10 protein-coding genes and 1 pseudogene are annotated in these 13263 nt (G+C 63.3%); 6 read left to right on the top strand and 5 right to left on the bottom strand.

Annotated elements, in window-relative coordinates:
- Positions 1 to 46 precede the first annotated feature (46 nt).
- Positions 47 to 1882: a DNA mismatch repair endonuclease MutL gene (gene mutL / locus AC3CBN_RS11520; protein WP_488633168.1), complete on the top strand. Its 1836-nt coding sequence runs from the start codon at positions 47 to 49 to the stop codon at positions 1880 to 1882.
- Between the two features lie 73 nt (positions 1883 to 1955).
- Positions 1956 to 2861 carry a DUF1684 domain-containing protein gene (locus AC3CBN_RS11525; protein ID WP_488633169.1) on the top strand — a complete coding sequence of 302 codons (906 nt, stop codon included), beginning with the start codon at positions 1956 to 1958 and terminating at the stop codon, positions 2859 to 2861.
- 84 nt (positions 2862 to 2945) lie between these two features.
- Here the strand turns inward: AC3CBN_RS11525 and AC3CBN_RS11530 are convergent, their stop codons facing one another.
- A complete protein-coding gene (locus AC3CBN_RS11530) occupies positions 2946 to 3728 on the bottom strand; it encodes an enoyl-CoA hydratase/isomerase family protein (protein WP_488633170.1) in 783 nt (260 codons plus the stop codon).
- A 152-nt stretch (positions 3729 to 3880) separates the two neighbouring features.
- On the opposite strand from AC3CBN_RS11530, the gene bamJ reads away from it, so the two are divergent.
- From bamJ to AC3CBN_RS11545, 3 genes and pseudogenes are all read left to right on the top strand, one after another.
- The gene (gene bamJ / locus AC3CBN_RS11535) at positions 3881 to 4594 is read left to right on the top strand and encodes a BamJ family beta-barrel-assembly machinery protein (RefSeq protein ID WP_488633171.1); all 714 of its coding nucleotides are present in this window, start codon (positions 3881 to 3883) and stop codon (positions 4592 to 4594) included.
- An 87-nt stretch (positions 4595 to 4681) separates the two neighbouring features.
- Positions 4682 to 5487 (top strand): annotated as a pseudogene (locus AC3CBN_RS11540) (CoA pyrophosphatase).
- Positions 5484 to 6353, top strand: a complete 870-nt coding sequence (locus tag AC3CBN_RS11545) for a sulfurtransferase (RefSeq protein ID WP_488633172.1) — start codon at positions 5484 to 5486, stop codon at positions 6351 to 6353. Before AC3CBN_RS11540 ends, AC3CBN_RS11545 begins: the two are co-directional and overlap by 4 nt.
- 109 nt (positions 6354 to 6462) lie before the next feature.
- Here AC3CBN_RS11545 and AC3CBN_RS11550 read toward each other — a convergent pair whose 3' ends face one another.
- The 4 genes from AC3CBN_RS11550 to uvrA all read right to left on the bottom strand — a co-directional run bounded on the left by AC3CBN_RS11550 (position 6463) and on the right by uvrA (position 12279).
- Entirely contained in the window at positions 6463 to 7218 is a 756-nt protein-coding gene (locus tag AC3CBN_RS11550) for an enoyl-CoA hydratase/isomerase family protein (RefSeq protein WP_488633173.1), read from the bottom strand.
- A gap of 108 nt (positions 7219 to 7326) precedes the next feature.
- Complete coding sequence (locus AC3CBN_RS11555; RefSeq protein ID WP_488636719.1) at positions 7327 to 8745, bottom strand: DUF4139 domain-containing protein; 1419 nt, start codon at positions 8743 to 8745, stop codon at positions 7327 to 7329.
- Between the two features lie 139 nt (positions 8746 to 8884).
- Entirely contained in the window at positions 8885 to 9385 is a 501-nt protein-coding gene (locus AC3CBN_RS11560; RefSeq protein WP_488633174.1) for an acyl-CoA thioesterase, read from the bottom strand.
- Positions 9382 to 12279 (bottom strand): excinuclease ABC subunit UvrA, encoded by a 2898-nt coding sequence (gene uvrA, locus AC3CBN_RS11565; RefSeq protein WP_488633175.1) that lies wholly within the window; start codon positions 12277 to 12279, stop codon positions 9382 to 9384. Before uvrA ends, AC3CBN_RS11560 begins: the two co-directional genes overlap by 4 nt.
- Positions 12280 to 12438: 159 nt before the next feature.
- On the opposite strand from uvrA, the gene AC3CBN_RS11570 reads away from it, so the two are divergent.
- Positions 12439 to 13188 carry a DUF2059 domain-containing protein gene (locus tag AC3CBN_RS11570; RefSeq protein WP_488633176.1) on the top strand — a complete coding sequence of 250 codons (750 nt, stop codon included), beginning with the start codon at positions 12439 to 12441 and terminating at the stop codon, positions 13186 to 13188.
- Positions 13189 to 13263: the final 75 nt, after the last annotated feature.

A 13263-nucleotide genomic window follows, 5' to 3' on the forward strand; every position in this document is an offset into this window, starting at 1 on the left:
GGCGCTTTTGCTTTCGCCGTGGCGCGACAGGTTCTAAGCTTCACCGATGCCTGTCATCCGCCCCCTTCCGCCTCAACTCATCAACCAGATCGCCGCCGGCGAGGTGATCGAACGGCCATCCTCCGTCGTCAAGGAGCTGGTCGAGAACAGTCTCGACGCGGGCGCCACGCGCATCGAGGTGGATATCGAGCAAGGTGGCTCGCGCTTGATTCGCGTGCGCGATGACGGTTGCGGCATCGTGCCGGACGAGTTGCAACTGGCGGTGGCATCGCACGCTACCAGCAAGATCGGCAGCTTCGACGATCTGGAGCACGTGGCCAGCATGGGTTTTCGCGGCGAAGCGCTGGCTTCGGTTTCTTCCGTGGCACGCTTTGCGCTGACCTCGCGCGCGCAGGGCCAGGACGCTGCGTTTCGCATCGAAGTGGATGGCGGCAAGATGCAGGCTGCACGACCTGCGCAGCATCCGCAGGGCAGCAGTGTCGAAGTGCGCGACCTGTTCTACAACGTGCCTGCGCGTCGAAAATTTCTCCGTGCCGAACGGACCGAGTTCGCGCACATTGACGATCTGCTGAAGTCGCTGGCGCTGGCGCGCGGTTCGGTGGAATTTCGTCTCAGCCACAATGGCAAACCGGTACGTATCCTCAAGGCAGCACGCGATGAGAGCGCTGCGCTGCAGCGTGTGGCCGAGGTGCTGGGCGAGGATTTCCCGGCGCAGAGCTTGCGCATCGACCATGCTGCGGCGGGGTTGCACTTGTCCGGTTGGGTGGGCTTGCCCACGGCCTCGCGCTCGCAAGCCGACTCGCAGTATTTCTACGTCAACGGTCGACTGGTGCGTGATCGCATTGTCGCGCATGCGGTGCGGCAGGCGTATGCCGACGTACTGTTCCATGGTCGCCACGCTGCGTTTGTGCTTTACCTCGAACTCGATCCGGCGGGCGTGGATGTGAACGTGCATCCGGCCAAGCAAGAAGTGCGCTTTCGCGAACAAAGACTGGTGCACGACTTCCTGTTCCGCACGCTGCATGAGGCGCTTGCGCAGACACGGGCGGGGCAGGTGGGTTTGCCTTCCCAGGAAAATGCGTCAGCCATCATGCCGTCGTACGGGATATCTTATTCGTCGTCACCGGCGATCTCTGCGCCAGCATGGCCCAATGCTTTCAGCCAGAACAGGCTGAGCCTGGGTGTGCGTGACGAGCCGCTGGCAGGCTATGCCGCACTGCTCGGTGAACACGCGATGGCGCAGACGCCGCTGACCTTCGCAGCGAATGCACCGATGCCGGAGGCGAACGACGATGAGGCACCGCCGCTGGGCTTCGCCATCGCCCAGCTCAAGAGCATCTATATCCTTGCCGAGAATGCGCACGGCCTGATCCTGGTGGACATGCACGCGGCGCACGAGCGCATCACCTACGAGAAGCTCAAAACTGGTCGTGCCTACAGTAATTTGCGCTCGCAGATGTTGCTGGTGCCGTTGAATGTGGCGGTAAGCGCGAAGGAAGCGGCCGCTGCCGAGGAGCATGCCGAAGCATTGGCTGAGTGGGGCATGGAGTTGTCGCGCAGCGGTCCGTCCGGCGTCGTGGTGCGACGTATCCCTGCGCTGCTGGAGGGCGCGGATGTGGCGCAGTTGTGCCGCGATGTGCTGTCCGAATTGGCCCAGCACGGTAGTTCACGTCGCCTGCAGGAACTTGAGAACGAACTGCTTTCCACCATGGCCTGCCACGGTTCGGTGCGGGCGGGGCGACGTCTTACGATTCCGGAAATGAACGCGCTGCTGCGTGAGATGGAAGCCACCGAGCGCTCCGGCCAATGCAACCATGGTCGTCCCACGTGGATACAGCTGAGTCTGCCCGAGTTGGACAAGCTGTTCCTGCGCGGCCGCTGACAGAGTTTCGCCGCGCTTGCCACGTTGGCAAATGGACGGCCATACTCGGAGCCTCGATCCGACGGGGCCTGCCATGTTGCGTACCGCCGTTCTCGCTTTCGCCTTGAGCCTTGGAGTTACTGCTGTGCATGCCCAGTCCATCGATACCGCTGCCGATTTTTCCCAGCAGACACAGCAATGGCAGAACAAACGCCTTGCCAGTCTCACGGCGTCCAATGGCTGGTTGAGCCTGATCGGGCTGGAGTGGCTGAAGGAAGGCGCCAACCGGGTTGGCAGCGCTGCCGACAACGACATCGTGCTCAAGGCCGGCCCTGCGCATCTTGGCGTGGTGACGCTGGGCAAAGGTGGTTCTCTGCACATCGTGCTCGACCAGAACAGCGGCGCCACGGTCGATGGCAAGGCCGTGCAAGAGGCTGACCTGCTCGACGACGCGCATGCTGGCGAAGGCGCGCCCAGCACGGTCGCGTTTGGTAGCGTGAGTTTTCTGGTCATTGAGCGCGATGGTCGCAAGGCGCTTCGCGTGAAAGACAGTAATGCGCAGACGCGCACCCATTTCCTCGGTCTCGACTATTTCCCCATGGATTCGTCGTGGCGCATCGTCGCGGACTGGGTGCCATTCGATCCGCCGCATGAGCTGGAGATAGGCTCGGTACTCGGCACCATCAACAAGGAAAAGGTGCCGGGCAAGGCGGTGTTCCATCGCGACGGTCACACGTACGAGCTGATGCCGATCCAGGAAGAACCGGACTCGCTGTTCTTCGTGATTGCCGATCGCACGTCGGGCCGCGAAACCTACGGCGCGGCGCGCTTCCTCTACGCAGACTTGCCCAAGGACGGCAAGGTGGTGCTCGATTTCAACCGAGCCTACAACCCGCCCTGCGCCTTCACGCCGTACGCCACCTGTCCGCTCGCGCCGCCTGAGAATCGGTTGGATCTTGCGGTGACCGCGGGCGAAAAGAAGTATCGCGGCGACCACTGACAGGGGTAGTTGAAGGCCAGGCAATGCCCGGCCTTCCGATCAAGAGCTTCATATTTGCTTTTTGATCGCTGCGAAGCGCAGCGATCAGCGCCCCTTGAACTGCGCCTTGCGCTTCTCCAGAAACGCCGTGGTGCCTTCGCGCATATCCTCGGTGGAGAAGGCGAGGGCGAACGCCTGCGTCTCGAACTCCAGGCCCTGATCGATGCTGGTCTCGCCGCCCTGCAGCACGGCATCCAGAATTCCGGCAGCCGCAAGCGGTGCGGCTGCGGCCAACTGGTCGGCCAGCGCATTCACCGTTTCGTCCAACGCTTCAGGCGCCACCACGCGAGTGACTACACCCAATTCATACGCACGCTGTGCGCTGATCAGCGCACCGGTCAGGCACAGCTCCAGCGTGGCGCTGCGGCCCGCCAGGCGCAACAGGCGCTGGGTGCCGCCAAAGCCCGGGATCAGGCCAAGGTTGATTTCGGGCTGACCGAACTTGGCCTTCTCGCTGGCCACGCGCAGGTGGCAACACATGGCCAGTTCCATGCCGCCGCCGAGTGCAAAGCCCTGCACCCGCGCAATGACCGGCTTGCCAAGGCGTTCGACCAGGCTCATCAGCCGTTGGCCGGCACGCGAGAAACCCTGTGCCTGCACTGGCGTGTAGCCGCTCATTTCGGCGATATCGGCGCCGGCCACAAAGGCTTTCTCGCCCGCGCCAGCCAGTACGACCACGCGCACGGCATCGTCTTGCGCGGCCTGGGTGAAAGCCAGGGTCAGCTCGTTGAGTGTCTCGCGATTGAGCGCGTTGAGCTTGTCCTCGCGGTTGACGGTGATGGTGCGCACCGCGCCGCGATTGGCGATTTCCAGGTTCCGATAGGCCATGACTTCACTCCGGCAGGTAAAGTGCTGATGTTACCAGTGGGAACCTTTAACTCTCCCGGCGTTCTCAGCAGGGGCTCCCGGTTGACAGGCGTTCGCTGCACGATAAGCCCGGACCGCTTACGATGGGAGTTCGCGCTGCAATGGAGATTGGCATGGCACAACTGCGTTGGCTGGCTCTGGGCATCCTGTTATGGGGTGCGTTGGCGCATGCGCAGGATGGTGGCGCCTCGCCGGAAGCCTCATCGGTCAAGCTCGACAAGATCAAGCTGTCTTATGCCATCGGCTTCCAGATTGGCAGCCAGTTTGCCAACGGCGAACCGGATGTCGACATCCCTACACTACAGCGCGCGATCCAGGACGCTTATGCCAAGAAGCATCCAACAGTGTCGATGCAGGACATGCACGACCAGCTGCAGAAACTCGACCAGCAGATGCACTCCCAGGCCTTGGCCGAGTTCAAGCGCGTCGCCGAGAGCAACGCGCGCAAGAGCGTTGAATATCTGGAGCGCAATCGCCAGCAACCCGGCGTAGTGCAGTTGCCCTCGGGCATCCAGTACGCGGTGCTGAAGAAAGGCGACGGCAAGGTCAGCCCCACTGTCACAAGCCAGGTCACCGTGAACTATCGCGGCATGCTGGTCGACGGTACGGAGTTCGACAGCACCTGGGCGCATGGCGCTCCCGTGCGCTTTGTGGTGGACAAGGTGATTTCCGGCTGGCAGGACGTGATCCCGCGCATGCACGTGGGCGATCGATGGAAAGTAGTGATCCCCCCGCAACTGGCCTACGGCCAGCGTGGCGCGCTGCCGCGCATCGGGCCTAACGAGGCGCTGGTATTCGAGATCGAGCTGCTCGATATCCAGCAGTGACGGCCGACCCGCCGGGTTGGAGCCTGTCTACGATCTCAACGCGGGCTAAGTGGGGATCGTAAACAGGCTCTTGGCGAATCGGCTAGCATGATGGGGCTTATGCCCAACGATTCCGCCCTCACGCTTCCCGCTCCTCTGTCGCCCTGCATCGGCATCTGCAAGCTCGACCCTCGAGGCTATTGCGTCGGCTGCCTGCGCACCGGCGACGAGATCGCTCGCTGGCGCGGCATGAGCGATGTCGAGCGATTGCGCGTGATGCGTGACGTATTGCCTGCTCGCAAGGTGCCGTGATGAGCGAACTGCTCACCGACCTGCGCTCCGCGCTGCTGCCGCTTTCCTCGCCGCCCGAAGGGCGGGGCTGGAATCATGCCGATATGTCCGAACTGATCGGCGACACGCCGCGCCGTCCGGCCGCTGTGCTGGTTGGCGTGCGCGAAGGCGTGCAGCCGCGCCTGGTGCTGACCGTGCGTACGGATCATCTGCAGTCCCATGCGGGGCAGGTGGCCTTTCCCGGTGGCCGGACCGATCCGGAAGATGCCGACGCCATCGCCACGGCACTGCGCGAAAGCGAAGAGGAGATCGGCCTTGAGCGAAAGCTGGTCACCCCCGTGGGGTTCCTTGACCGTTTCGAGACCATCAGCGGCTACAACATCACCCCGGTGGTCGCCCAGATCGATCCATTGGCGCGACTGTATCCCGCGCCCGCTGAAGTCGCCGAAGTATTCGAAGTACCACTGTCGTTCTTTATGGAACCGGCCAACTTGCGGCGCTACACGATGGACTTTCGCGGGCACCGCCGCGACATGGTGGAATTCATGCATGGCGGCCATCGCATCTGGGGTGCCACGGCCGCGATGGTATTGAATCTCTTGCAGAGGATGGGCCGCGCATGACGCTGAAGACCACATTGATCGAAGCTCGGGAACTCGCCGCGCTACCGTCACAGGACGTGCTCATCGTCGATTGCCGCTTCGAGCTGATGGCGCCAGGCACTGGTGACCGCGATGTCGGCAAGGGTGAACGCGATTACCGCGAAGGACACATTCCGGGTGCGGTTTACGCGAGTCTGGATCGGGATCTCTCCGATCTCTCACGGCAGGCCGAGGGTTTGGGGCGACATCCATTGCCCAAGGCATCGGCATTTTCCGCTGCACTATCGCGTTGGGGCTGGCGCGCAGGCTTGCAGGTGGTTTGCTATGACGCCGCGGGCGGTTCGCTGGCGGCGGCACGGCTGTGGTGGCTGCTGCGCCTGGCGGGGATACGCGAGGTCGCAGCGCTCGATGGCGGTTATCCGGCGTGGCTGGCGGCGGGTCTGCGGGTCGAGTCGGGCGAAACAGTTCGCGCACCCACCAAAGTGGAACTGCATTTTGATGCTGGCCAGTACCTGGTCGATCACACGCAGTTGCTAGATGTGCCGCAGCGACTGTTGCTCGATGCGCGCGCCGCGCCACGTTATCGCGGAGAGGTGGAGCCGATCGATCGCGTGGGTGGCCATGTGCCGGGAGCGTTCAATCGTCCGTTTTCCGACAACCTGGATGCCAACGGAAGGTTCAAGCCTGCCGAGGCATTGCGACAGGAATTCCTTGAGATCATGGGCACGCAGGCGCCGCAGGATGTGGTGCATATGTGCGGCTCCGGCGTCACCGCATGCCATAACCTGCTGGCCATGGAGCATGCGGGGCTGACGGGTTCACGTCTCTATGCACCCTCGTGGAGCGGCTGGGTCAGCGACCCGAACCGCCCCGTTTCCAAGGGTTGATTGCCAAGCTTATTGCAGGAGCGCAGCTTGTGCGCCGAAAGCCTGCGATGCCGTAACGCCACCGCGCCTGGTCGTGCGCGGGTGCGCTCCTACAGGGCTATGGCGTCACTCAATCCTTCTTCTTCAGTCGCGCCACCAGTTGCTGCAGCACGGCCTGGGTTTCCGGGTGGAAGTACGCTTCGATGAACTGGTCGATGGGCAGTGCATCGGGGTTTGCCCAGACATCAGTGAGTTCGGCGCGTGCGATGGCGCGTGTGCTGAGCATGGCATTGGATGGCAGGGCCAGCGTGCCCTGTAGCCAATGGATGGCACGCGTGACGACTTGCTCGACACCGGTCAATTCATCCACCAGACCATAGGCCAGCGCCTGCGCGGATTCGATCATGGCGCCCGCCACCATCAACCGCTCGGCACGATAAGCACCAACGATGCGGCGCAGCGCGAGCTGGATGCTCTCGGGCACTACCAGGCCCACCTGCACTTCGTTGAGGCCAATGCGGAACGGGCCCTCAGCCATCACGCGGTAGTCGCAGAACAGCGAGAGCACGGCGCCGCCTGCCGGGCTATGCCCGGTAATGGCAGCGACGACCGGGACGGGCGACATCGCCAGCTTCGAACAGGTCTGGAAGAATTCGCACCAGAAATCTCGTACACCGTCGCGGTCGCGACCAAGCAAGGCAGGCACGTCCACGCCGGCCGAGAACATGCCCGGCGCACCAGACAGCACGATGCCGCGGGCGCCGGTGTTCACTGCGTCATCGACGGCGTTGCGAAGGGCGCGCAGCAGCTCGACGTTGAGCGCGTTGACCGGCGGGCGCGCCATGTTGATTTCGGTGATGGCGTCATGCGTGATCAGGTTGAGCATGGGCTGGGCCTGAGTGAAGTTGGGGGACGAAGGTGAGAAACGAGAGTAGCAAACCTGACGTCGCGTGAGCCTTTCTGCCCGTTTCTCACCTGTCTCCACGGGTTCTTCTTACTGAGGGTGTTCCTCAGCCGTCCACTGATAGCGAACGGCGTAATCCAACGTGGCCTTGCCGCCGGCAGGCACCTGTACCTGGAACTCCAGCGTGTCGGGCGACTGCTGGCTGGGCTTGGTGCTGGACGACACCAGCGTCCACTGGCGCCAGCGAGAGGGGTGCTCGCGCACGGTGACAGTGCGTGCGCTATCGCCGGCATTGGCCAGGGTGATTCGGAACGCTTCATCCAGCGTGCGGCCCGCCTTGTCCACGCTGAAGGCCGTGCGCTCGCGCTCGCCGCGCAGATCGAAGGCGGTGCCCAGCACGATGTGGGCATCGCTGCCCTTGGGCGTGTCGTTGATGCGTCCCTCGCCAATGAACTGCGGCGTGCCGTTGCGATCGGCCGTCAGTACGCGCAGATAGCCGGCAGGCAGGCTGTCGAAGGCACGTAACTGCAACGTGCTGACAATCGCGCTATTGCCACCTGGCAGGTAGTCGCGGCCGATCATGGGCTGTGGAGGCATCCAGCCGCCGCCGTTCTCATAGAGCGATGTGCGCTCGCAGTCGATCGTGCGCGTAGCGTAAAGCGGCACCTGGCTCACGCTGCCATCAGGCAGGTCGACTGCTTCGGGCAAGGTGTAGGTGCGGTAATCAGCGAGCGTAGCCTGCTCGGGCAGTGCCGCGCTGTCCGTCTTGGCGCGTGCGGCATAAGCCATGGGCATCGGCCGCGGCGCTGACGGCTTGGCGAACTGCGGCTCGCCCGCGACCAGCGTGAGCTGCACGCCGTTCCAGTCGCGACCGCTGCGGTTGGCGATGCTGGCACGCGACTCGAACTGCAGTTTGCAGCTGTTACCCGGCAGCAGGGTGCCTACATAAGCGGCACGCCAACCGAGTCCCGCCGTGGTGTAGCTGAGCGTGGCCTGTGCCGTGCCCGCACGACTCGCATCAACGCGCATCTGCAGGCTCGCGCCAGTCTGGAAGCTGCCTTGCGCGCGCACGGCGGCGTACTCGCGGATCAGGCTCGTGCGCCCGGAACCATCCTGCACCAGCAGGCCATCGCCAGCGCTCAGCAGGGTGCCGCTGGCCAGCGCTTGTCCACTGGTGGCGAGCACTTCCACCGGCTGACCGATCAGGCTACCCAGCGCAGCATTCTGGCCCTGGCCAAGACGCAGGCGTTGCGAGATGACTTTGGCGGCGCCGCCATCGACGTTCAGTGCCAGCGCTTCGGGGTCGAGATACTGCGGCAGGCCGCCAAGAGTGATGTCCTGCGTGCCTGCCTTGAGTTGCAACTGCCGAGACTCGCGCGCTACGGCGTAGCCGGCATTCAGACTGCCGGTGTCGCCTGCACTGAACAAGGAGGCATCATCACTGCGATAGAGCGTAAGGCTGGTGGTAGCGGACGAGGCTGCTGCCGAGGCACTCAGGCCGACAGCCATGGCGAAGGCAAGGGTGCGGAGGGGGAACTGGCTCACGGTCGAACTCCTTTCGGGTGGTCGCCGTGGATGTTACGGATGCCGCATGAAGCTGCGGCATCCGTCGCTCGAATGACTTAACCCCAAAGTTTGGGCATGCCGTTCAAGTGTGGCTTTCGGCGGCGTCCCGGATCGATTGCGGCAACGCCACCGGTTTCCCCGTGGCAGGGTTCATCCACACCATCACCACTTTGCCGTCGCTGTACAGCTGTGCGTTGTCGCTGGCGTCGACAATGCGATGGGCAAGCGTGATCGAGCTGTTGCCGAGACGCTCGCAGCTCAGTTCCACCTGCAGTTGAGTTGGCCACTCGATCGGGCGGCGATAGTTGATTTCGCTGGCGGCGAGCACCGGCATCGAGTGCTCATCGAACCAGCCTGGCACGTGCCGTAGCCACTGCAACCGCGCCTCTTCCAGGTAGGTGAGGTAGTTGGAATTGTTGACGTGATTGAACGCGTCGAGGTCGCGCCAACGCACGCCGATCGGTGCGACGAACAGCGGCTTTGGTGACGTTACGGGTAACTGAAGAGTCAGAGCGGCCGGGGCACTGTCCTGCGCCTCGGCCTTGCGGGTGCGCTTCTGGGGCGCCGGCTGGGTGGAGCTCATGCAGTCTTCTTCCGTAATGCGGGTTTGCTCTTGCCGTTGTTCTCGACCTTGGCCGCTTTGGCGGGCTTCATATCGAGATGCGAGGCAAGGAAGTGTCCCGTGTGCGAGCCTGGCGTGGCAGCCACCGTTTCCGGCGTGCCGGCGACGAGGATGCGACCACCACCGCCACCACCTTCCGGGCCGAGATCAACCAGCCAGTCGGCGGTCTTGATCACGTCGAGATTATGCTCGATCACCACCACCGTATTGCCCTGGTCGACCAGCTGATGCAGCACGTCGAGCAGTTGCTCGATGTCGTGGAAGTGCAGTCCGGTGGTTGGCTCGTCGAGGATGTACAGCGTGCGGCCGGTGTCGCGCTTGGATAGTTCCTTGGAGAGCTTCACGCGCTGAGCTTCGCCACCGGAAAGCGTGGTCGCGCTCTGGCCGAGCTTGATGTAGTCCAGGCCGACCGCGCGCAGCGTTTCCAGTTTGCGCGCGATGGTCGGTACGTTCTCAAACAGCTTCAGTGAATCTTCCACCGTCATGTCGAGCACGTCGGCGATGGTGTGGCCCTTGTAGTGCACTTCCAACGTCTCGCGGTTGTAGCGCTTGCCGTGGCATACGTCGCAAGGCACGTACACGTCGGGCAAAAAGTGCATCTCCACCTTGATCATGCCGTCGCCTTCGCAGGCTTCGCAGCGACCACCGCGCACATTGAAGCTGAAACGGCCCGGCGTGTAGCCGCGCGCACGTGCTTCAGGAACCTGTGCAAACAACTCGCGCAAAGGCGTGAACAAGCCGGTATATGTAGCCGGGTTGGAACGAGGCGTGCGGCCGATCGGCGACTGGTCGATGTCCACCACCTTGTCGAACAGCTCCAGTCCGTCGATCGACTCATACGACGCAGCTTGTGCGCTTGAGCCATTCAATTCGGTCGCGGCGAGCCGGAACAACGTGTCGTTGATCAGCGTGGACTTGCCCGAACCCGACACACCGGTGACGCAGGTGAACAGGCCGGCGGGAATCCCCAGATCGACGTTCTTCAGATTGTTGCCGCTGGCGCCCCTGAGGTGCAGCCACGAATCGGCGTCGAGCTGCTGGCGTCGCTCTTTCGGCACCTTGATGCCGCGCTTGCCGGAGAGGAACTGCCCGGTGACCGAGCGAGGCGAGGCGAGCAGATCTTTCAGCGTGCCCTGCGCAACGATTTCGCCGCCGTGCACGCCCGCGCCCGGGCCGATATCGAGAACATGGTCCGCCATGCGGATGGCGTCTTCGTCATGCTCGACCACGATAACGGTGTTGCCGAGGTCGCGCAGTCGCGTCAGCGTGCCCAGCAGGCGCTCGTTGTCGCGCTGATGCAGGCCGATGGACGGTTCGTCGAGCACGTACATCACGCCGACCAGGCCCGCGCCGATTTGCGAGGCGAGGCGAATGCGCTGTGCCTCGCCGCCGGAGAGCGAATCGGCCTGGCGATCCAGCGTGAGGTAATTGAGGCCCACGTCATTGAGGAACGTCAGTCGCTCGCGGATCTCCTTGATGATCTTCACCGCGATTTCGCCACGCCATCCGCTGAGCTTGAGCGCTTCGAAGAAGGCGAGTGAATCGTCGATGGAACGCGAGGTGAGCGAGGGCAGTGCGTGATCGGCCACGAACACGTTGCGTGCGGAGCGATTGAGTCGCTGGCCGTGGCATTCGGGGCAGGGCTGGTCGCTGATGTACTTGGCCAGTTCCTCGCGTACGGCAGGCGATTCGGTTTCCTTGTAGCGACGATCCATGTTCGGAAGGATGCCTTCGAACGGATGCTCGCGCGTAACGCGGCCGCCACGCTCGGTGAGGTACTTGAACGCGATGCTTTCCTTGCCGCTGCCATACAGGACGGCTTTCTGCACATCAGCGGGCAGTTTCTGCCACGGCGTGTCGACATCGATGCGGTAGTGCGCAGCCAGCGAAAGGATCAGTTGGAAATAATGCGCATTGCGGCGATCCCAGCCACGCACCGCGCCGTTCGCCAGGGACAGTTCCGGGTGGCCGACGACGCGAGCGGCATCGAACACCTGGGTGACGCCGAGACCATCGCACGAGGGGCAAGCGCCCACCGGTGAGTTGAAGGAGAACAGGCGCGGCTCCAACTCCGGCAGCGAGTAGTCGCACACGGGGCAGGAATAGCGCGAGGAAAACAACTGCTCCTTCGCGCTGGCGTCGTCCATGTCGGCCAGGATCACTAGGCCGTCGCCAAGCCGCAATGCCGTCTCGAACGATTCGGCCAGGCGTTGCTTGATGTCGTCACGGGGACGGAAGCGGTCGATCACCGCTTCGATGGTGTGCTTCTGGCGCAGCGTGAGCGGCGGCACGGCGTCGAGGTCGTAGACGGCGCCATCGACGCGGGCGCGCACGAAACCCTGCGCGCGCAATTGGTCGAACACCTGCACATGTTCGCCCTTGCGCTCCCGGATCACCGGCGCAAGCAGCATATAGCGCTTCTCCGGATCGAGCGCGAGCGTGGCGTCCACCATCTGGCTTACGGTCTGAGCTTCCAGCGGGATGCCGTGGTCCGGGCAGCGTGGCGTGCCTACGCGGGCATAAAGCAGGCGCAGGTAGTCGTACACCTCGGTAATGGTACCCACGGTCGAACGAGGGTTATGCGAGGTGGACTTCTGCTCGATCGAAATGGCTGGCGACAGACCTTCGATGTGGTCCACATCAGGCTTTTCCATCATCGAGAGGAATTGCCGTGCGTAGGCCGAAAGTGATTCGACGTACCTGCGCTGGCCTTCGGCGTAGATCGTGTCGAATGCCAACGACGACTTGCCCGAACCCGACAAGCCGGTGATGACGATCAACCGGTCACGGGGGAGGTCCAGGTCGATGTTCTTGAGGTTATGCGTGCGTGCGCCGCGTATGCGGATCGTGTCCATGTCGCCCGGGAGAGTGGGTGAGGGAAAAACTGCACTATATCAAACTAACCAGGTTAGTTATTGCCCGCCCGAGTCGTCTGGCCGCCTTCAGGGAAGGTCGGCCGGACTATGGCTTAATAGGTCTTTGGCCAGCCTGGGCCAGGGCAACAGAGAGTGCGGATGGGTAACTGGATCAAATGGGGCGCCACGCTGGCGCTTGCAATGGTTGGCGTGACGGCCAGAGCGGCTTCGGCGCCCGCCAGCGAAGCTCAGGTTCGCCAGCTTATGGACGTCGTCGGCGTGGGCAAGATGCTGAGCCAGATGAACTATCAGGCCGTGACGACCATGCAGCAGTCGCTGCCGTGCGTGTCCGCCGACTACTGGCAGAACTACATCGACGCCAATGGGACCCAGCAGTTCATCGGCCGCCTGGTGCCCGTTTATCAGCACCATTTCACAGCGGACGAGCTGGACGGCCTGCTGAGGTTCTATCGTTCCCCGCTTGGTCAGAAAGTGATCAACGAGATGCCCACCACCATGGCGGAAGCCAATCAGGCGGGGCGGCAGTGGAGTCATGACCGCAGCGAACAGATGATTTCGGAGCTGAAGCAGAAGGGCAGCCTGGACGCCAGTGGTCGCTGCCCAGCCAAGATCGCGGCGTCGGCTCAGGTCGGGGGCGCGGCGGGGCTTGTCGGCGCAGCGGTTCAGCAGACCGACGACGGGGAGGCCGAGGACGCGCCCGTGAAGGCAACTCCCAAGGCACCGGCGAAATCCAAGGCCAAGGCACCTGCCAAGAAGGCTCCCGCCAAGAAGCCCGCCGCTACCGCAAAGGCCCCGGCCAAGACGGAAACCAAGGCTCCCGCCCCGGCGGATGTCAAGGCGGCACCGGCCAAAACGTCCAGCCAGGCCAACCCCCAGGGCGGTCAGTGAGCGTGTGCGGGGCCGATTGCAGGTGGCAAGTGGTCAGTAATTGACCAGACACCGGACGGATCGCTATACTCAGCA

It is taken from the genome of Dyella sp. OK584 (assembly GCF_057787755.1).

What these genes read in the sequence shown, in the direction of transcription:
- mutL (WP_488633168.1), top strand. Translation starts at nt 47, where the DNA reads ATGCCTGTCATCCGCCCCCTTCCGCCTCAACTCATCAACCAGATCGCC.
- AC3CBN_RS11525 (WP_488633169.1), top strand. Translation starts at nt 1,956, where the DNA reads ATGTTGCGTACCGCCGTTCTCGCTTTCGCCTTGAGCCTTGGAGTTACT.
- AC3CBN_RS11530 (WP_488633170.1), bottom strand. Translation starts at nt 3,728, where the DNA reads ATGGCCTATCGGAACCTGGAAATCGCCAATCGCGGCGCGGTGCGCACC.
- bamJ (WP_488633171.1), top strand. Translation starts at nt 3,881, where the DNA reads ATGGCACAACTGCGTTGGCTGGCTCTGGGCATCCTGTTATGGGGTGCG.
- AC3CBN_RS11545 (WP_488633172.1), top strand. Translation starts at nt 5,484, where the DNA reads ATGACGCTGAAGACCACATTGATCGAAGCTCGGGAACTCGCCGCGCTA.
- AC3CBN_RS11550 (WP_488633173.1), bottom strand. Translation starts at nt 7,218, where the DNA reads ATGCTCAACCTGATCACGCATGACGCCATCACCGAAATCAACATGGCG.
- AC3CBN_RS11555 (WP_488636719.1), bottom strand. Translation starts at nt 8,745, where the DNA reads ATGGCTGTCGGCCTGAGTGCCTCGGCAGCAGCCTCGTCCGCTACCACC.
- AC3CBN_RS11560 (WP_488633174.1), bottom strand. Translation starts at nt 9,385, where the DNA reads ATGAGCTCCACCCAGCCGGCGCCCCAGAAGCGCACCCGCAAGGCCGAG.
- uvrA (WP_488633175.1), bottom strand. Translation starts at nt 12,279, where the DNA reads ATGGACACGATCCGCATACGCGGCGCACGCACGCATAACCTCAAGAAC.
- AC3CBN_RS11570 (WP_488633176.1), top strand. Translation starts at nt 12,439, where the DNA reads ATGGGTAACTGGATCAAATGGGGCGCCACGCTGGCGCTTGCAATGGTT.